The sequence below is a fragment of the Candidatus Nealsonbacteria bacterium genome, from assembly GCA_019923605.1.
In the GTDB taxonomy this organism is placed as follows: Bacteria; Patescibacteriota; Minisyncoccia; order Minisyncoccales; family CSSED10-335; genus JAHXGM01.
Genome location: JAHXGM010000009.1, coordinates 1 through 19,889 on the forward strand (window position 1 = coordinate 1; position 19,889 = coordinate 19,889).

Annotated in this window: 19 protein-coding genes; all 19 read left to right on the top strand. The window is 34.1% G+C overall.

The window, feature by feature from the left end; all coding sequences use genetic code 11:
* Nucleotides 1-169 precede the first annotated feature (169 nt).
* Nucleotides 170-757: a TetR/AcrR family transcriptional regulator gene (locus KY054_01960; GenBank protein ID MBZ1356517.1), complete on the top strand. Its 588-nt coding sequence runs from the start codon at nucleotides 170-172 to the stop codon at nucleotides 755-757.
* Nucleotides 758-771: 14 nt separating this feature from the next.
* Nucleotides 772-1,470, top strand: coding sequence for a glycosyltransferase (locus KY054_01965; GenBank protein ID MBZ1356518.1), 699 nt, complete (start codon nucleotides 772-774; stop codon nucleotides 1,468-1,470).
* 252 nt (nucleotides 1,471-1,722) lie between these two features.
* Nucleotides 1,723-2,964 carry an NAD(P)/FAD-dependent oxidoreductase gene (locus KY054_01970; protein ID MBZ1356519.1) on the top strand — a complete coding sequence of 414 codons (1,242 nt, stop codon included), beginning with the start codon at nucleotides 1,723-1,725 and terminating at the stop codon, nucleotides 2,962-2,964.
* 161 nt (nucleotides 2,965-3,125) lie between these two features.
* Nucleotides 3,126-4,436: a cell division FtsZ family protein gene (locus tag KY054_01975; protein MBZ1356520.1), complete on the top strand. Its 1,311-nt coding sequence runs from the start codon at nucleotides 3,126-3,128 to the stop codon at nucleotides 4,434-4,436.
* On the top strand, nucleotides 4,433-5,242 hold the full coding sequence (locus KY054_01980) for a hypothetical protein (GenBank protein MBZ1356521.1): 810 nt from the start codon (nucleotides 4,433-4,435) through the stop codon (nucleotides 5,240-5,242). The genes KY054_01975 and KY054_01980 overlap by 4 nt, the downstream gene beginning before the upstream one ends.
* Nucleotides 5,239-6,102, top strand: coding sequence for an NAD(P)H-hydrate dehydratase (locus KY054_01985; protein MBZ1356522.1), 864 nt, complete (start codon nucleotides 5,239-5,241; stop codon nucleotides 6,100-6,102). Before KY054_01980 ends, KY054_01985 begins: the two co-directional genes overlap by 4 nt.
* A 138-nt stretch (nucleotides 6,103-6,240) precedes the next feature.
* On the top strand, nucleotides 6,241-7,158 hold the full coding sequence (locus tag KY054_01990) for an FAD-dependent oxidoreductase (protein ID MBZ1356523.1): 918 nt from the start codon (nucleotides 6,241-6,243) through the stop codon (nucleotides 7,156-7,158).
* Nucleotides 7,155-8,366 carry a phosphopyruvate hydratase gene (gene eno / locus KY054_01995; GenBank protein MBZ1356524.1) on the top strand — a complete coding sequence of 404 codons (1,212 nt, stop codon included), beginning with the start codon at nucleotides 7,155-7,157 and terminating at the stop codon, nucleotides 8,364-8,366. Before KY054_01990 ends, eno begins: the two co-directional genes overlap by 4 nt.
* A gap of 52 nt (nucleotides 8,367-8,418) precedes the next feature.
* Complete coding sequence (apgM, locus tag KY054_02000; GenBank protein MBZ1356525.1) at nucleotides 8,419-9,618, top strand: 2,3-bisphosphoglycerate-independent phosphoglycerate mutase; 1,200 nt, start codon at nucleotides 8,419-8,421, stop codon at nucleotides 9,616-9,618.
* Nucleotides 9,619-9,812: 194 nt separating this feature from the next.
* On the top strand, nucleotides 9,813-10,535 hold the full coding sequence (locus KY054_02005; GenBank protein MBZ1356526.1) for a thioredoxin family protein: 723 nt from the start codon (nucleotides 9,813-9,815) through the stop codon (nucleotides 10,533-10,535).
* Between the two features lie 4 nt (nucleotides 10,536-10,539).
* Nucleotides 10,540-10,779, top strand: coding sequence for a glutathione S-transferase N-terminal domain-containing protein (locus KY054_02010; protein ID MBZ1356527.1), 240 nt, complete (start codon nucleotides 10,540-10,542; stop codon nucleotides 10,777-10,779).
* An 8-nt stretch (nucleotides 10,780-10,787) separates the two neighbouring features.
* Nucleotides 10,788-11,813: a type I glyceraldehyde-3-phosphate dehydrogenase gene (gene gap, locus KY054_02015; GenBank protein MBZ1356528.1), complete on the top strand. Its 1,026-nt coding sequence runs from the start codon at nucleotides 10,788-10,790 to the stop codon at nucleotides 11,811-11,813.
* 14 nt (nucleotides 11,814-11,827) lie between these two features.
* Nucleotides 11,828-13,744 (top strand): acetate--CoA ligase, encoded by a 1,917-nt coding sequence (acs, locus tag KY054_02020; GenBank protein MBZ1356529.1) that lies wholly within the window; start codon nucleotides 11,828-11,830, stop codon nucleotides 13,742-13,744.
* The gene (locus KY054_02025) at nucleotides 13,741-14,661 is read left to right on the top strand and encodes a manganese-dependent inorganic pyrophosphatase (protein ID MBZ1356530.1); all 921 of its coding nucleotides are present in this window, start codon (nucleotides 13,741-13,743) and stop codon (nucleotides 14,659-14,661) included. The genes acs and KY054_02025 overlap by 4 nt, the downstream gene beginning before the upstream one ends.
* Before the next feature lie 16 nt (nucleotides 14,662-14,677).
* On the top strand, nucleotides 14,678-17,083 hold the full coding sequence (ppsA, locus tag KY054_02030; GenBank protein MBZ1356531.1) for a phosphoenolpyruvate synthase: 2,406 nt from the start codon (nucleotides 14,678-14,680) through the stop codon (nucleotides 17,081-17,083).
* Nucleotides 17,084-17,092: 9 nt separating this feature from the next.
* Nucleotides 17,093-18,076, top strand: coding sequence for a carbohydrate kinase family protein (locus KY054_02035; protein MBZ1356532.1), 984 nt, complete (start codon nucleotides 17,093-17,095; stop codon nucleotides 18,074-18,076).
* Nucleotides 18,063-18,911: a class II fructose-bisphosphate aldolase gene (locus KY054_02040; GenBank protein ID MBZ1356533.1), complete on the top strand. Its 849-nt coding sequence runs from the start codon at nucleotides 18,063-18,065 to the stop codon at nucleotides 18,909-18,911. Before KY054_02035 ends, KY054_02040 begins: the two co-directional genes overlap by 14 nt.
* A 109-nt stretch (nucleotides 18,912-19,020) precedes the next feature.
* The gene (locus KY054_02045; protein MBZ1356534.1) at nucleotides 19,021-19,245 is read left to right on the top strand and encodes a ferredoxin; all 225 of its coding nucleotides are present in this window, start codon (nucleotides 19,021-19,023) and stop codon (nucleotides 19,243-19,245) included.
* Between the two features lie 8 nt (nucleotides 19,246-19,253).
* Complete coding sequence (locus tag KY054_02050; protein MBZ1356535.1) at nucleotides 19,254-19,889, top strand: 50S ribosomal protein L25; 636 nt, start codon at nucleotides 19,254-19,256, stop codon at nucleotides 19,887-19,889.

Sequence of the window (19,889 nt, forward strand, 5' to 3'; positions counted from 1 at the left end):
CTGTCTCAGTATGAGAGAAAGTCTCTACTGGGGTGTTTGTTTTACAAAATTCGAACCTTTTTTGATAAGTTTAATAAATATTATTGTCCTTGTATATTTTTGCTTGACGGATGTTTATTCTTTTTGGTATACTTACCGAGCGGTAAGTAAATAATGAATAATAAAAAATATGAATACGATCATAAAACAGACAGAAGATGTTATTCAAGACACTAAAAAATGCATAGTTGACACTGCCCGTCGACTTTTTTCTGACTCCAGTTATTTAGGAGTTTCGATGAACGACATTGCTAAAAAATTAAATATTACTAAGGCGGCGCTTTATTATCATTTTACCGGAAAAACGGAAATTTATGGAAAGGTGCTTGATGAAGTTTTTAATGATTTGAGTCTGTCTATCGCCCAAGCGTCAAACGAGGTTATAATTGACAAAAAACTGCATAAATTAATTAAAAATTACTTAGACTTCGGTTCTAAAGAAAAAAATATTATTAAAGCTTTAATGTTAAAGTTATCGCCGGCTGACGATCAAATAACAGAACATATTACTCAATTAAGAAAACAAGTCGCCAATCTAATCCAACCGGTAATTGAGGAGGTGTTTGCAAGTAAAAAATTAACCGAAAAAGTTGATGTCGGATTATTAACTTCTTTGCTTACCAGTATGATGGACGGGGTGCTTTTGGAATATTCATTTCTTAATAAAAAAATAAATTCGGCAAAAAAATCAGATCAAATTATTGCCGCTTTATTTTAAAATTGAAAATTTTTATGCTAAGTATTATCATTCCTACTTTTAATGAAGAAAAATTATTACCTCATCTTTTGAGCTCTCTTAAAAAACAGACTTTTAAAGATTTTGAAATTATAGTGGCTGATAATAATTCAACTGATGCCACGCGTTCAATCGCCTTAAAAGCTGGAGCAAAAGTAGTTGGGGGCGGGCTACCGGCTTGCGGTCGCAATAACGGCGCAAAGGTTGCTCAAGGTGAGTGGTTACTTTTTTTAGATGCTGACGTGATTTTGCCACCTAATTTTTTGGAAAAAACAATGACAGAGATTCAAAAGCGGAATTTTTCCACCGCTACATGTTTAATTAATCCTTTAAGTGATAGACAAATTGATAAATTTTTACATGAAGTAGTCAATTTGTATCTTCGGGCAACTAAAAATTTTTTTCCTCATGCGCCAGGCTTCTGTATTTTTAGTAAAAAAGAATCACATGAATTAGTGGGTGGTTTTAATGAAAAAATAAGATTAGCCGAAGATCATGACTATGTTTTGAGGGCAAGCAAAATAGGTAATTTTGGTTTGCTCCAAAGTGTTCGCATACCCGTATCTGTTCGGAGATTGGATAAAGATGGCCGTTTCAATATTTCTGTAAAATATCTTGCCGTTGAAATACATCTCATTTTCTTAGGACCGATATACTCGAATATCTTTAATTATAAATTCGGACACTTTGATTAAAAAGTTAAACAATAAATAAAAACTAATTATTAAAAAAATATGTCAAAAGAAATTATGCGTTAAACTTGGCTTAACCCAAGATGATTTAGTGAAGAAAGCGGTATAAAATATACAACGCTTATGAAGGTTGAAAGCGGTGCGGTTAATAAGCCAAGCGTTCAAACTATGGAAAAAAATGCACTTCCTCAAAAAGATTAGAAAAGCCAGGTATTAAACTTGGCTTATTTTTTTAAATAGGATAGTATTTTTAATATGAAATACGACTTAATTGTAATAGGGGGAGGTCCTGCGGGGATAATAGCTGCGGGAAGAGCGGGTGAACTTGGATCTCGTGTTCTTTTGTTGGAAAAAAACAAAGAGCTTGGGAAGAAACTTCTAATGACTGGAAAGGGAAGATGTAATATCACTAATAAAAAAGAAAATATTAGAGAATTTATAAAAGAAATTGGCCCAAATGGAAAGTTCCTTTTTTCGGCACTATCTTTTTTCGGCATTAATGAAACAATAGAGTTTTTTAGAAAAATTGGAATTCGTACAAAGATAGAAGAAGATAATCGGGTTTTTCCGGTTTCAGACAAGTCAAGGGATGTATTAAAAGCATTGATTGATTATCTCAAAGAATCAAAAGTGGAAATACGAATGGGAGCAGAGGTCAAGAAGGTGGTAAAAAAGGACAATGTCATCGAAAAAGTTATTCTTATGAATGGGGAAGAACTGCAGGCTAAAAAATTTATAATAACTACTGGCGGTAAATCATATTTTAGAACCGGTTCTACTGGTGATGGATATAGGTGGGCTAGAGAGTTAGGTCATACTATTAATGAACCAACTCCATCTCTTTCTCCAATGATAATGAATTCTAAGGTTATTAAAAAATTGGAAGGGCTTAGCTTGCGAGACATTAAATTAAGTCTTTATGGGGGAGATAATAAAAAAATTGAATCTGTTATGGGTGATGTAGTCTTTACTTCAGACGGAGTGAGTGGTCCATCAATAATAAATATGAGCAGGAAAATTGCGAAGATTCCTGTAGCTGGATTTAAATTGAAGATTGACCTTTTTCCCGATAAAGATTTCAGAGAAACTGAGCAAATGATCCAAGATCATTTTCAAGAAATTTCAAGAAAAATATTTAGTAATTCGTTGGAAGAATTTCTGTCTCCAAAATTAATACCAGTGATAGTAAAACTTTCAGGTATTGATCCAGAAAAGAAAGTTCTTTCCATTACTAGGGAAGAAAGAAAGAAGATAATTCATTTATTAAAAGATCTAACCTTTGAGTTGAAATCTTTAGCTGGTTTTGATAAAGCGATTGTTACCTCTGGTGGGATTGATTTGGGTGAAATAGATCAGAAAACAATGAAATCTAAGTTTATCAATAATCTATACTTTGCTGGAGAAGTAATTGACCTTGATGGGCCAACAGGTGGATACAATCTTCAAATATCATGGACTACTGGATATCTTGCTGGAGAAATGTCTCGAGTTTTGTAAAAAATGGTTTGCGTATTATAATCTGAATTACGGATTAAATAAATTATTTTAAGCGTATCTTCATCCGGCTCTTTTAGGCTGGATTTTGTTTTATTAATTAATTTGCATTGAATTCCATTGTGTTATAAAATAAGGTAAAGATATAATAAAGAATTAAAAATATGGCAAGAAAAAAGAGTTCAATTGTGCAGGAGAAAAAAAACACTGAAAAGAAGGTGGTAAAGAAAAAAGTAGAAAAGGATGACCTTGAAGGGTCCACTTCTAAAACTAAGATAAGGATAATTGGAATTGGTGGAGGAGGAAGTTCTGTTATCGCAGAAATTGCTCCAGACCTAAAAAGAGTTGATTTTGTAGCAGCCAACACTGATAAGAGGGCGTTGAGAATGCTTTCTAAAAAAACAAAAACTTTTCAATTTGGAGATAAGCTTACAGGAGGATTTGGCACAGGAATGGATTTTGAACTTGGAAAAGAAGCGGCATCAAGCGAAAAAGACAGGATAAAACAACTTTTAGAGGGACAAGATATTTGTATTTTTGTTTCTTGTCTTGGAGGAGGTACTGGTTCTGGGGCAGTTCCGGTTTTTGCTAAAATTGCTCGAGAATTAGGCAATATCACTTACGGAATTTTTACTCTTCCATTTAACTTTGAAGGATCAAGAAAGATGGGCTTAGCATTGGAAGCATTAAGAGAAGCAAAACCGCACCTTAATGCAATGAGTATTCTTCCTAATGAAAATATTTTTAGAATAACTGATAAGAACACACCCTTAAAGGAAGCTCTTTCGGTAATAAATAATAATCTTTCTGATAGTTTAAAGGGATTGATGGAGACAATATACAATCCCGGTTTAATTAATATTGATTTTGCTGATCTTAAGACAGTCTTAGAAGAAAGAGGAAAACTTGCTTATCTTAATTCACTTGTTTTTGATGGTAGTAAGGGGATAGACGAAGCAATTAAAAAAGCCATATCAAATCCTTTTTATTCCTATAGCATTGATGGGGCAAGTGGAGTTCTTTTTAATATCAGTGGAAGTGGAAATTTGGGACTAGAGGATGTTTCAAAAATATCGGAAGGAATAGCTGGATTGGTTAAAAAGAATGCCAAGGTGATGTTTGGCATATCTCAAGATCAGAAATATGGCGATAAGATAAAAGTGAGCCTGTTAGCGGTTGGTTGTGATTCTGAAGATATATTTCCTAAAGACGAAAAATCTTTCGTGAAGTTAAAACAAATAAAGGAAGTAAAGACAAAAGAAGAAGCCCCTAAGAAAAAGAAAAAGGCATCATTACCTAAGAAGAAAATAGAAAATAATAAAAAAGAGGCTGAAGTTAATATTAAGATAAGAAAAAATGGTATTCAAGTTAAGCAAGCAGAGGGAGATGTGGAAAAAGAAATATTAGATAATGAAAAGAAGTGGGAAACCCCGGCATTTCTAAGAAGAAAGCCATCTGAAGATAATAAATTATGATCAAAAAAGCAGTTATATCAATATCAAAAGAAGATCTGGGCTTGATTCCATCTCTTTTGACATTGCCTAAAGAGTTATGGTCTCTGGGCGGTATTTCTTTGATTCAGCGTATTATAAGTGAGCTTAAAGATTCTGGAATTGAAGAAATTATTATCGTTGTTCCTTATGAAAAAAAGGTTGTAATTGATTACCTAAAAGAACTCACATCATCGTCTGATCTTTTTAAGGGTATTAATTTTTCTTATATCACCCAAAAGAATTCGCTAGGTCATGGTCATTCCATGCTTCAGTCTGAGAAAATGATGGGTGAAGATGATTTTGGTTTTTCATTATCAGATAATTTGATTCATTCTAAAAACTCTTGCTTTTCTCAACTTACCAATGTCTTTAGAACATCACAAAAGCCAGTCGTTGCATTAAGAAGAATTGAAGAAGGAGTGCCTGCCTTTAGTTATGTTAAGGTTGAAAAAATAGCTAACCGTTTTTATAAGATAAAGAGTTTTGTTGATGAAATCGATCCAGGAGATGATAGCTATGAATTTGTTCTTGCCGGGAGAGGAGTGCTAACTCCAACAACTTTTGATTATCTTAGAAAAATAAAAGCATCTAAGACTAAAGTAATGACTTTTACTCGAGCCTTTGATATAATGATAAAGGATGGGAAAACTATTTATGGTTATGAGATTGAGGGTCAATGGCTTCAATGCAATAACAGGCTTAATCTTATGAAATCAGACCTTTTTCTTTCGTTAAATGATCAAGATTTTGGACCAGAACTTAAGAAATATTTAAATGAAATAATATGAAAGAAATTAATAAAGAAATTTTAGCTGAAATATATAAAGAGCGTGATCCTCAAAGCAGGAAATATGATTTCGGATTAGTTGTAGTAATAGGGGGTTCTGAGTTTTATTCTGGATCACCGGCACTTTCGGCTATGGCCGCATTTCGTACCGGTGCCGATATGGTAAGAATTATAGCTCCTCAACGAGCAGCTGATATTATTGCGTCTTTTAATCCCAATATGGCCGCTTATCCGCTAGAGGGAAAGAGAGTTGGTAAAAACCATCTTTCTACTTTGATTAGTATGACTGAATCAGCCAAGTCGGTATCAAGGGGTAACGTTGCAGTAGTTCTTGGAGGAGGAATTGGCAGATCAGAAGAAACACAAGAGACAATATTGGAATACCTTTCTAAATTAACTGTTCCGGTAGTTATTGATGCTGATGCTATATATGCAATTAAAGATAATTTGGAAGTTTTAAAAGACAAAGAATGTCTTGTTACTCCTCACTATTTTGAGTTTTTTTCACTAACTGGAAGAGAGGTTTACGAATTACCCCTTGAGGAAAAAATAAAGGCAGTTCGCAAAGAAGCTGAAAGAATGGGCATTACCATTCTTCTTAAGGGAGAGACGGATATTATATCTGATGGAAAAGATGTTTTAATAAATAAAATTGGTTCACCCTACCTTACAGTAGGTGGATCTGGTGATACTTTGGCTGGAGTTGCCGGAGCACTGGTATCAAGAAAGATTCCTTTACTTAAAGCCGGAGGAGCAGCCGCTTTTATTAATGCATCAGCTGGATCATTAGCTGCCAAGACTCTTAAGGATTCAATGACAGCAACTGACTTAATAGATAATATTAATGAAATTATTAAATAATCATTAATCTGCGTAACTAATATCGTAGATCTTAAAAATGTTAAAATCATTCGATTTAACTGGAGGAGTGGTAATTGTTACTGCTACTGTAATAAGGGTTGATGGAGGATGTTAGTAACTTAAAGAAAATATAAACTTATGTATGAATTGATTATTATTGGCGGAGGTCCCGCCGGAATTACCGCCGGAATTTATGCTGCTAGAAAAAAAATAAAAACACTTATTTTATCAAAGGACTTTGTTGGACAAGCCGGAAAGGCTAATATTATTGAGAATTGGCCAGGAATAAAAACGATTGCTGGCCCAGAACTTTTATCTCAATTTATGAGTCATCTTGATGAATTTGATATAGAAAAAAAGGAAGGATATTTGGTTTCAATTCTTGAAAAAAGAAATGATGTTTTTTATCTAACAACAGATATGGGTGAAGTTTTTGAGTCTAAGGCGGTTATTGTTGCTACCGGAAGAAATCCGAGGCCATTGAAAGTTCCTGGAGAAAAAGAATATCTTGGCAAAGGTATATCCTATTGTGCGGTTTGTGATGCTCCTATGTTTGCAAAGAAAAAGGTAGCGGTTGTTGGGGGAGGCAATTCAGGATTTGAAACTGCAATAGAAATGGCCACTAAACATTTGGCAAAAGTCTTTTTATTAGAAGTTGTATCCAAGCCAATTGCAGATGAATCACTACAAGAAGAGGTAAAGAATAACAATAATATAGAAGTAATCACTGGGGCTTTATTGAAAGAAATTAAGGGAAAAACTTTTGTTGAATCAGTGGTTTATACCGATAAGAACACTAAAGAAGATAAAGAGCTAGAGGTTCAAGGTGTATTTGTTGAAATTGGATCTGTTCCAGCAGTTGATTTTTTAAAAGATCTTGCAACTTGCAATGAAGTCGGAGAAATTGAAATCGATCATAATAGTTGCCAAACTAAAACTGATGGACTTTTTGCCGCTGGAGATGTAACTAACATTAAAGGCAAGCAAGTTGTAATAGCAGCTGGAGAAGGATCCAAGGCCGCTTTATCGGTTTATTCTTATTTAAGAAAATTATGAAAATAAGATCTGTAAAAGCTAGAGAAATTTTAGACTCAAGGGGTAATCCAACTATTGAGGTTGTAGTAAATGAATCTTTTCAGTCTTCAGTTTCATCAGGAGCTTCTAGGGGTAAATATGAAGCTCTTGAGTTAAGAGACGGGGGAAAGCGATATCTTGGAAAAGGAGTATTAAAAGCGGTCAAAAATGTAAATCAAATTATTGCTCCGAAGTTAATCGGCATGAATGTTTTAGACCAAAAGAAAGTTGATCAGATGATGATTGACCTAGATGGCACTAAGAATAAATCTAAACTTGGAGCCAATGCTATTCTAGGAGTTTCTATGGCTATTTGTCGTGCTGGTTCTGATGCAAAGAAAACTTCTTTGTATAATTACATTTTTAATTTATCTAAAAAAGAACTTAAAAATGAGGCTCCTTTTGTTCCCAGACCAGCGTTTAATATTATTAATGGTGGGGCTCATGCTGGAAACGATTTAGATTTTCAGGAATTTATGATTTCTCCCAAGAAGAAAACTTTTAGCGAATCTTTAAGAGAAGCTTCTGAAATTTATCATAAACTTAAAGATAATATAAACGATAAGTATTCTTCATTGGCCACTAATATAGGTGATGAAGGTGGATTTGCTCCCCCCATTAAAGATCCCAAGGAAGCAATTGATTTAATACTAAAAACAAAGAAAGTTGATATTTTTCTAGATGTTGCCGCCGGTGAATTTTTTGATGGCAAAAACTATAAAACAAAATTTAAGAAATCAGATCTTCTTAGCTATTATCTTGAGTTAGTTAAGAAATATCCAATTGTATCAATTGAAGATCCCTTTGATGAAGATGACTGGGATAAATGGTCAGAAATGATGAGTAAGGCAAGTCCGGATCTTTTGATTATTGGAGATGATCTCTTATCTACTAATCCTGAAAGGATAAAGAAAGCAATTGAATTAAAATCTTGCAATGCAATGATTTTAAAATTAAATCAAATAGGAACGGTAAGCGAAGGAATTGAAGCGGCATCATTGGCTAGAGATGCTAATTGGAAGATTATGGTGTCTCATAGGTCTGGAGAAACAGTTGATGATTTTATAGCCGATTTTTCAGTTGGAATATCATCAGAATTTATCAAGTCTGGAGCTCCAGCGAGGGGAGAGCGAGTAGCTAAATATAATAGATTATTGAAGATTGAGGAAGAATTATTAAAACAATTATAAAATATGAAAGATAAAAATTTAATCAATGCCCTAGCCATTGTTCATATAGTTTATGAAATCAAACAATAAAGTATTATTTCTAATCATAGATGGCCTGGGAGATAGTGCCATTCCTGAATTTAATGGTAAGACACCTCTTGAATCGGCTAATACTCCTAATTTAGACCAGCTTGCCAAAAATGGGGCCTGTGGATCAGTCAATGCTTTTTTGATGCCACCATTTAAGCTTCCGGATTCATCTCTTTCACACTTTGCTGCTTTTGGATATGATCCTAAGAAATATTTTCCTGGAAGAGGGATTTGTGAAGCCTTGGGAGTTAATTTTAAATTAAAAGAGGGAGATGTAGCTTTAAGGGTTAATTTTGGGACTGTAGATGAAAACTTAATCATTGTAGATAGGAGGGCTGGAAGAATAGCCGATACCTCTGAATTGGTAAAAGCTATATCTGGCATTAAAATAGATGGCGTTAGCTTTATTGTTAAAGACTCAATGTCTCATCGCGCAGTTTTAGTTTTAAGAGGTACTAATATCTCCGACAAGATAACTGATAATGATAAGAAAAAAATGGGGATTAAACCATTAAGAATTAAGCCAAGGGATAAGAGCAGGGAAGCAATTTTTACTGCTAAAGTTTTAAACGAATTCTTGGAAAAAGCGCACGAGATACTTAAAGTTCACCCGCTAAACAAGAAAAGAAAGTTACCGGCAAATTATCTTTTAGTTAGGGGTGTTGGAAAGATGAAGGTGATTCCAAGCTTTGAAGAGAAGCATGGTATGAAAGCAGTTTGTATTGCTGGTGGGGATCTTTATAAAGGAATTGCTCGAGCGTTAGGAATGAAGGTTCTTTCAGTTAAGGGATCCAATATTTTTTTCGATACAAATTTAAAAGGAGAGATCAATAGCTCCGTTCGTTCTTTAAAAGATAATGATTTTGTTTTCTGGCACATTAAGGCAACTGATAGTTTGGCCGAGGACGGCAATTTTATTAAAAAGAGATTATTTATAGAAAGAATTGATCGTGAAATATTTCCATTGATGAATTTAAAAAATACCTTATTAGTTATAACATCCGATCATTCTACCTGTTCTCTTAAAAAGAGTCATTGCAAGAAGTTAATACCGACAATTATATCCGGGCCAAAGGTTAAGGCAGATAGTGTTTCTAGTTATTCTGAAAAATCATGCTTACGGGGTAGTCTTGGTAAGATGGAACAATTAAATTTAATGAAAAAAGTAAAAAGTTTTTTATAGAGACTTTACGTTAATCATTATTACTGATATAATTAGGTAGTTTAATAAAATAAAAGTTATCTTGATTTAATACTTATCTCTTGGGTTTAGTATTTATCAATTAAAAAAATGGACAAAAAAGAAAAAAAAGAAATAAAAGAAGAAAAGAAGAAAAGGAGGTTAATGGCTCCGAGTTGGTTAATGCGGAAGGAAAGATGGATAAAAAAACTTTACTTTCCATTATTGTTTCCTTGGTATTAGTGGTTTCCTTGGTTATTTTTGCCATATCGGTAAGGACCAAAAAGATGGATATTCTACCGAAAGAAGAGGTGGGAGAAATAGTAGTTCAGTATATTGCCGATAATTTTATGCAAGATTCTGCTCCAATATCAATAATTGAAATAACAGAAGAGAGTGGACTGTATAAAATTATTCTAGACATAGAGGGTACGGAGGTTAATATCTATGCCACCAAGGATGGTAAAATGTTTTTTCCAGAAGCAATAAAAATTGATGCTAGTGAAAATATGAGGGAAGAAACAACTACCGGAAGACCAACAATAGGTGGATTCAAAGAACACAGTGGAGATGTTTGTATGGAAAATGGAAAGCCAATTCTTTATTATTTCGGAAACACAACTTGTCCCTACTGCCAATGGCAAGAGCCAGTAATGAAGGCAGTGGCAGAATCATTTGGTGATAATATTGTTTTTAAGAGTCGCGTAGATTCAAATGAAGATCGAGATATTTTTAACAGATACAGTGAGGGAGGAGTCCCTCTTATAGTCGTTGGATGCAAATACTCTAGGGTAGGTGCTGGTACTAACTGGGGAGAAGAAGATGATCAAAATTTTATTTCAGCATTAAATTGCAAGTTAACTAATAATCAGCCTAGTGAGGTTTGCGATCAATTAGAAGTTTTAATAAATAGCATATAATAATATGAAAAAAGTTAAAGTTTATTCAACACCAACTTGCGTTTATTGCGTAACTCTTAAGAGATTTCTCAAGGAAAAGAATATTGAATTTGAAGAAATTAATGTAGCTGATAATGAAGCTGCAGCCAAAGAAATGGTTGAAGCATCAGGCCAAATGGGTGTTCCGGTAGTTGATATTGATGGTGAAATTATTGTTGGGTTTAATAGAGATAAAATTTCTAGTGCTTTAGAAATTAATAAATAAATTTAAGCATGACAAAACTTGCTATAAATGGATTTGGTAGAATCGGCAGGGCGGTTTTTAGGAAAATTTTAAAAGATTATCCAAGCCTAAAAATAGTTGCAATTAATGATTTAACAGACCCCTCAATAATAGCTCATCTTTTAAGGTATGATACTCTTTATGGTACTTATGATAATAGGGTTAAGGGTCTAGATCATGAATTATTAATAGACGGTGTTTCCAAGGGAAGAAAAGTGAAGTTGTTTGCGGAAAAAGACCCTTCAAAATTACCCTGGAAGGAATTAGGTGTAGATATTGTTCTTGAATGTACCGGTAGATTTACTGATTATGATGGGGCATCAAAGCATATAGAAGCAGGTGCAAAAAAGGTTATACTATCAGCCTCATCAAAGAGTCCAGACAAGATATCATCTTATGTTCTTGGTGTTAATGCTCAAGATTTTGACCCCGACAAAGATCAGGTAATGGATATGGCATCTTGCACTACCAATTGTTTGGCTCCAATTGTTCATGTTCTTAATAATAATTTAGGTGTGGTTAAGGGGTTTATGACAACAGTTCATAGTTATACCAATGATCAAAGACTTTTGGATTTAGCTCATAATGACCTCCGCCGTGCAAGAGCAGCCGCTCTTAATATTATTCCAACTACAACTGGTGCGGCCAGGGCTATTGGAAGAATAATACCGGAGCTAGATAAAAAGATAGACGGTATATCATTAAGAGTCCCCACTCCTACAGTTTCAATTCTAGATTTTTTCTGCGAATTAAAAGAAAAAACAACCAAGGAGGACTTAAATTACCTTTTCAAAAAAGAGTCAAACAAGAAGTATCTTTCTGGTATATTGGGAGTTGAAGACGCTCCATTGGTATCCTCTGATTATGTGGGAAGTTCTTTCTCTGCAGTCATTGACTCATCACTTACTATGGCCAACGGAAAAATGGTAAAAATTGTAGCTTGGTATGATAACGAATGGGGATACGCTTGTCGTTTAGCCGATTTCTCAAATCTTGTTGCTGAAAAAATAAAATAATTCTAAAGATTAATATGATAAAAAAGGGGAACCTATATCATCCTTCAAAAGATTTTAAAAAGAAAGCCTTAATTAAGAATCAAGCCGTTTATGCTGAAGCCAACAAGAATCCTATAAAATTTTGGGAGAAGCTTGCTAAAGAAATACATTGGAAAAAGAAATGGAGAAAAGCCTTTGAGCACAACCCTCCTTATTTTAAATGGTTTGTTGATGGAAAAATGAATATTACCGAGAGTTGTTTGGATATTAATCTGGAAGAAAGGAAGAATAAAGTTGCCCTAATTTGGGAGTCGGAAAATGTTAAAGAGCCAGCCCGATATTTTACATATTATCAGCTATACAGAGAAGTCAATCAATTTGCTAACGGGCTCAAGAAGATAGGAGTTAAGAAAGGGGATAGGGTTGGTATATATCTTCCTATGATTCCCGAGACAATAATTGCAATGCTTGCTTGCGCAAGAATAGGAGCCATACATGTTGTGGTTTTTTCTGCTTTTAGTCCATCTGCTCTTAATGTGAGATTGCAAGAGACTAAAGCTAAAGTTATTATAACTGCAGACGGCTATTACCGAAGAGGAGATGAAATTAATTTAAAAAATGTAGCCGATGAAGGGCTTAGAGAAACTGAGGTTAAGAAAACAATTATTGTTAAAAGGTTAGGTAATAAGATTAACTTTAAAGAAGAAAGAGATCTTTGGTGGGATGATGTTATAGCGGGCCAAAGCGATGAGTGTGCACCTAAGATAATGGATGCCGAAGATCCATTATTTATCCTCTATACTAGTGGATCAACTGGTAAGCCAAAGGGGATAGTCCATGCTTGCGGAGGATATGCAGTTCAAGCTAAATTTACTGGAAAATGGATATTCGATCTTAAGGATGATGACATCTTCTGGTCTACAGCTGATGTGGGTTGGGTCACTGGTCATACTTATTCAGTTTATGCTCCACTTTTAAATGGAGCAACCTACTTAATATTTGAAGGAGCTCCAGACTATCCGAATCCTGACAGATGGTGTCAGACAATAGAGAAATTTGGAGTTACTACATTCTATACCGCTCCGACAGCAATTAGAATGTTTGAAAAATATGGAACTGATTTAATTAGAAAATATGATTTCAAAAATTTACAACTCTTAGGTTCTGTTGGAGAACCAATAGACGGAAGTTCTTGGGAATGGTACTATAAGGAGGTTGGTAAAAAAAGATGTCCAATTGTTGATACCTGGTGGCAAACTGAGACTGGGGGGATATTAATTACTTCACTTCCTGGCGTTGGACCATTTAGGCCTTCATTTACTGGATTGCCATTTCCTGGAGTTAAGTTTGATATTTTAGATGATAAAGGGAAGTCATCTCCAACTGATAAACAGGGAAATTTAGTTATGTTGCCGCCATTTTCTCCAGGACTTTTAAGAGGAGTTTATAAAAATCATAAAAAATATCTTGATACTTATTGGAGTGAATATGGTAAAGAAATTTATTTCACTTCTGATTTAGCATACAGAGATAAAAATAAACTCATTCGTGTTGTTGGAAGAAGTGATGATGTTATAAAAGTTGCTGGACACAGGCTTTCTACAGGAGAAATGGAAGATACAATATCAAAGATTAATTTTGTTTTAGAATGTGCTGTAATAGGTGTTCCTCATGAAATAAAGGGAGAGACTCCACTTGCCTTTGTAGTATTAAAAGAGCCAAAAGATATTGAAGAGGTTAAGAAAAGTGTTGTAGAAAGAGTCAGGGTAGACATTAGTCCTATTGCTTTGCCTCAAGATGTTCACATTGTACCTGATCTTCCTAAGACTCGTTCTGGAAAAATAATGAGAAGGATATTACGCAAACTTTTCACAAAAGAAGAGCTTGGAGATCTTTCAACTTTAGCAAATCCAGAAAGTGTAGATGAAATTAAAAAAATATTAAACATATGAAGAATTTTGTAGTTGGACACAAAAATCCCGATACAGACTCTGTTATTTCGGCTATGATTTACAGCCTTTATTTGAAAAAAATGAAGATTGATGCAGTGCCAATAATATTGGCAAAGCCAAACAAAGAAACTAAATTCATACTAGATTATTTTAGTGTAAAATCTCCTTCTGTTATTAGTGAAATAAAAGCCGGTAAATATCATTTAGTTGATCATGGTGGTCTAGAGCAGTCAGTACCGGGACTAAAAGAAGAAGACATTTCAAGTGTCGTTGATCATCATCAAATGGTTGGGCTAAAAACAATAGAGTTTATATTCTATCGAGCTGAGCCAGTTGGAAGCACAGCCACTTTGTTATTCAAGATGTTTAAGGAGAAGGGATGGAAATTAAATAAAACAGAATCCTCTCTTTTGTTAGCTGGAATAATTTCAGATACTCTTTATCTTACATCTAAGACTACCAGCAAGGAGGATAAGGATGCACTAAGAGAACTGAATAAATTAACTAAGCTTGATCTTAAGAATTTTAGTGATAAGATGTTTGAAGCTAAGTCGGATATATCCGGAATGAGTTTTACTGAGGTAGTTACAGCTGATTATAAGGATTACGATTTTGCCGGAAAGAATATTTGTATTTCAGTGTTTGAGACCGTATCTACCAAACCATTTGAGGGTAAAGAAAAAGAGATTATAGAAATTATTAATAAATTTAAAGATAAGAAAAAAGCGGATCTTTTGTTCTTTGGATTGGTAGACATCTTAAAGAAAAAAACTATCCTTTATTGTTCTGGAGAAGAAGAGTTAGTGGTGGCTAAAAAAGCTTTTAAGGTTGCTTCAAAGGATAAAAACACATTAGTTTTGCCAGGTGTAACTTCCAGAAAAAAAGAGTTGATACCGCCCCTATTTAAGGTCCTTTAATTAATATAAATAGAATATGAATATAAAAAAAGATAAGAAATTGGTAATTCCTTATAGCGAGATTACTAAAAAAGACCTAGCCTTAGTCGGTGGAAAAAATGCTTCCTTAGGAGAGATGATAAACAATCTTTCTCTAAAGGGCATAGCAATACCTAATGGATTTGCAACTACCAGTTTTGCATACTTTGCGTTTTTAGAGGAAAATAACTTAATTCCAAAACTCAGAGAGATATTTAAAACTCTTGATATTGATGATATTAATAATCTTCAGCGAGCCGGAAAAGCAGCAAGAAAATTAATAACTGAAGCTGAATTTTCAAAAGAATTTAAGGATGAGATTGTAAGAGAGTATCGATTAATGGAAAAAGAGTATGGAAAGAATCCTGAGGTTGCAGTAAGGTCATCGGCAACTGCGGAGGATTTGCCAAGTGCTTCATTTGCCGGATTACACGAAACTTATCTTAATATAAAAGGAGAAAAGAATCTTATAGAGGCTGTTAAAAAGTGTATTGTTTCTCTTTTTGGAGATCGAGTTATTTCCTATAGAGAAAGTAAAGGATTTGATCATTTTGAAGTTGCTTTATCTGTTGGAGTTCAAAAGATGATAAGGTCAGATATCGGGTCATCAGGAATCATGTTTACTATGGATACTGAAAGTGGATTTGAAAATGTTGTATTAATAAATTCAATTTGGGGGGTTGGGGAAATGATTGTTCAAGGAAAGATTACTCCCGATGAATTTTATGTTTTTAAGCCAGCGCTCAAGGAGGGATACAAATCAATTATTTTAAAAAATCTAGGGAAGAAGAATAAAAAATATACCTTAAAGACAGGAGGACTAAAAGAGGTTGTTGTCCCGCCTAAGGATCAAATAATTTTCTCTATATCTGAAGAAGACGTATTAACTCTTGCACGGTGGGGCGTAATAATTGAAGAGCACTATGGAATTCCTCAAGACATAGAATGGGCAAAAGATGGAAAAACTGGAAAATTATACATTGTTCAATCTCGTCCCGAAACAGTTCATTCCTCTAAAAAAGGCCGATACTATGAAGAATATGAAATAAAATCAAAAGAAGCACCTCTTTTAGAAGGTATTGCTGTAGGAGATAAGATTGGTCACGGCAAGGTAAGGGTTATCAAGGATGTATCAAATATTCATGAATTTAAAAAAGGAGAAGTTTTAGTGACTAGAATGACTGATCCAGATTGGGTTAGCATTATGAGGATGGCCTCAGCTATTGTTACCGATGAAGGCGGAAAATCTTGTCACGCTGCCATTATTGGAAGAGAATTGGGTATTCCTTCTATTGTTGGTTCGGGCAGTGCAACCTCAATTTTAAAAACCGGAGACGAAGTCACCGTTGACTGCACCCAGGGGCTTAGGGGAAGAATATTTAAAGGTAATGTTCCTTACAACACTAAGAGGTATGATTTGGATAAAATACCGAAACTAAAAACCAAAATAATGCTTAATGTTGGGACTCCAGAAATTGCTTTTAAAAATTCATTTTTGCCAAATGATGGTGTTGGTTTAGCACGACAAGAATTTATTATTGCAGACAAGATTAAGGTTCACCCGTTGGCTCTTTATCATTTTGAAGAATTAAAGAAGAAAGCATCGAAGTCAAAAGAGATGGCAAAATTGGTTAAAGAAATATCTGAAATAACTATTGAGCACAAAGATAAGAAAGAGCACTTTGTGAAGGAATTAGCTGAGGGTATTGGTCAAATTGCATCTGCCTTTTATCCTAAAGAAGTTATAGTTCGGTTATCAGACTTTAAAACCAATGAATATAGAAATCTCGTTGGTGGAGAATTATATGAGAATGATGAATCTAATCCGATGTTAGGATTCAGAGGTGCTTGTCGATATATAGATAAAGGATTTCAACCTGCTTTTAAAATGGAATGTGAAGCAATCAAGAGGGCCCGAGATGTTTTTGGTCTTAAAAACATTACGATTATGGTTCCCTTTTGTCGAACTGTTGAAGAAGGTAAGGCTGTAATTGAGCTGATAAATAAATTTGGCTTAAACGTTGGCAAAAAGGGTAAGGATAGAATTAATATTTATATGATGTGTGAAATTCCTTCCAATGTTATTTTAGCAGATAAGTTCTTGGATATATTTGATGGTATGTCTATCGGAAGCAATGATTTAACTCAATTAGTCTTAGGATTAGATCGTGATAATGGAAAGATTGCTTATATTAGTGATGAGAGAGATGAATCAGTAATTCAAATGTTGCAACAAGTAATCAGGATTGCTCGCAAGAGAAAGAAATATTGTGGTATTTGTGGTCAAGGTCCTAGTGATTTTCTGGATTTTGCACAATTCCTTTTTGACGAAAAAATAAGTAGTATTTCTCTTAATCCTGATACTGTTATTAAAACTATGATGAAGCTTTCAGACCAAGGCTAATAAATAATTATGTTTTTCGATGTAATAACATTTGGGTCTTCAACTTGGGATATCTTTATAAGAGATAAAGAAATATCTTCAAGTAAGAGTTCTAGTTTTTTGACCAATAAAGGAATTTGCTTTTCATTGGGATCAAAAATAGATATAGATGAATTGCATTTTTTCTCTGGTGGAGGCGGTTCTAATAGCGCAGCCACCTTTTTGTCTTTAGGGTTTAAAACTGCCTATTGTGGAATGGTCGGAGATGATCCAGCAGGAGAAGAAATTATTCAAGAAATGAAAAGGAAGGGGGCAGATACATCTTTTATTATAAAGAATAAAAAAAAGCCCACTAACCATTCTTTTGTTTTAAGTATCCCCGGTAAAGACAGGACTATACTTACTTACAGAGGAGCGTCTGATGAATTTTCTTTAAAAGAAATACCTTTTGGGAAATTAAAATCAAAATGGTTTTATTTAGCTCCGTTATCCGGAAAGACGTGTTATGCTTTTAGCAAAATTGTTGATTTTGCACATAGCAGAGGGATACGTGTGGCCGCTAATCCGGGCACCTCACAATTAAGTCTTCCAAAAAATAAATTAAGAAATATTTTAAAGAAAGTAGATATTCTTTTCCTGAATAAAGAAGAGGCTTCGATGTTAGTGGGTGTTTCCTACAATAATGAGAAAGAAATTCTTAAGAAAATGGCTGAATTCTATTCTGGTACTTTTGTGATGACAAAAGGCTCCAAGGGATTAGTGGTTATTGATGGTAAATATAGTTATACTGTGGGAATAGCAAAGTCCAAGGTAGTGGATCGTACCGGTGCGGGGGATTCTTTTGGCTCAGGACTTCTTGCGGGCATAATGCTTAAAAATGACATAGAATACGCTATTCAATTAGGTTCAGCTAACGCTTCTTCTTGTCTAAGAGAATGGGGAGCAAAGAATGGATTGTTAAAAAGAGGGGAAAGGTTCAAGAAAATAAAAATAGAAAAAAATGAAATTAATTAATTATCTCAAAAGGGCTCATGCCGAAAAATGGGCTATTGGACAATTTAATTTTTCTACTCTTGATCAGTTAAAGTCTATACTCGATGCGTCTTTAAAATTAAAGAGTCCGGTTATTGTGGGAACTTCTAAAGGAGAGGCTGATTTTTTTGGCATGGACGAAGCAGCAATGATTGTTTCTTTTTATAGAAAGAAATACAAAGCTCCATTTTTTTTAAATTTAGACCATGGTCGTGACTTAGAATTAATTAAGAAAGCTATTGATTCCGGTTATGATATGGTTCATTTTGATGGATCTAAGATGCCCTTGGATGATAATATAAAAGAAACAAAGAGGGTATTGAATTATGCCAAAAAGAAAGGGCTTGTTGTAGAAGGTGAGGTAGGTTATATTTCTGGCATATCGAGCCTTCATAAAAAGAAAGCTGATATTAAAAAAGTTCGTTTAGCTCCAATGGAGGACATAATTAAGTTCTCAAAAAATGCCAATATTGATTTATTGGCCTTGTCAGTTGGTAATGTTCACGGAGTTTATTCTCAAATGCCTCAGCTTGATTTTAATCTTATTAAGAATGCGGGAGTAAATAGCGCAAAAATGTTGGTTCTTCATGGTGGATCTGGCATTGAATCAGGGGATATTAAAAAAGCTATCAAGTTGGGTATTGTAAAAATTAATGTAAACACCGAATTAAGAATGGCATGGAAAGAGTCTCTCAAGCGTTCTGTGGCTAAAAAAGACTCTTTCGCTCCCTATTCTTTACTTGCTGAATCTAAGTTATCGGTGACAGAAAAGGTAGAAGAAAAGATAAAACTATTCGGAAGCTCTAAAAGATCTTGACCTTGATTTTTTTTAAGGAAAGTGGTAGCCTAATGTTAGGTAGAGTAATAAAAATTAATGTTCTAGATTTTGTTTAATTTGAGAGCATAATCTATTATATTTGAAGAAAATGAATAAAATAACTCATAAACGAGATAGATGTATCGGCTGTGGTGCTTGTGCTTCTATATGTCCTGCTTATTGGACGATGAGCGATGATGGGAAATCTGATCTTAAGGGGGCTACTTTGGTAGATGGTCCTGAAAATTTTAAATTAGAGATTAATGATTTGTCTTGCAATACTGAGGCCGCAGATGCATGCCCGGTTCAATGCATTCTTGTTTCGGAGAAATAAATATAATTATGAAAATATCTTTTCAAAAACGTTCTAGTGATGAAAAAAAAGACCGAAGAGGTGATCACATCTTAGCAGTTTTGTATGGATCAGGAGTAAGTAACACTTCTATTAAAATTAATGCAAAAGAATTTGATAAACTTTTTAAAGAAGCTGGAGAAAGTTCATTAATATCTCTTGAGTCTGAAACTGATAAGGAAAAATATTCAGTTCTTATTCATGAAGTTCAGAAAAATCCTTTGACTAGAAAAATTATCCATGTTGATTTCTACCAGCCAGATCTTAAGGAAGAAGTAGAGGTTTCTATTCCATTAATTTTTGAAGGAATACCACCAGCAGTGAAAGAGCTGGGAGGAACTTTAGTGAAAAACTTTTCTGAATTAGAAGTTAAGGCTCTTCCTAATAAATTACCTCGCGATATTAAAATTAATGTTGAAGTATTGAAAACATTTGATGATGTTATAACAATCGGAGACTTAGTTGTCCCAAAGGATGTTACTATTATGGGTGATCTCGAGGAAATAGTTGCATTGGTGACTCCAGTAGAAGATGTTGAAAAAGAGCTTGAAAAACCAATTGAGGAAGATGTTTCTTCTGTAAAGAAAGAAGTAAAGGAAAAGAAAGAGGAAGTTGATGAGGATTAA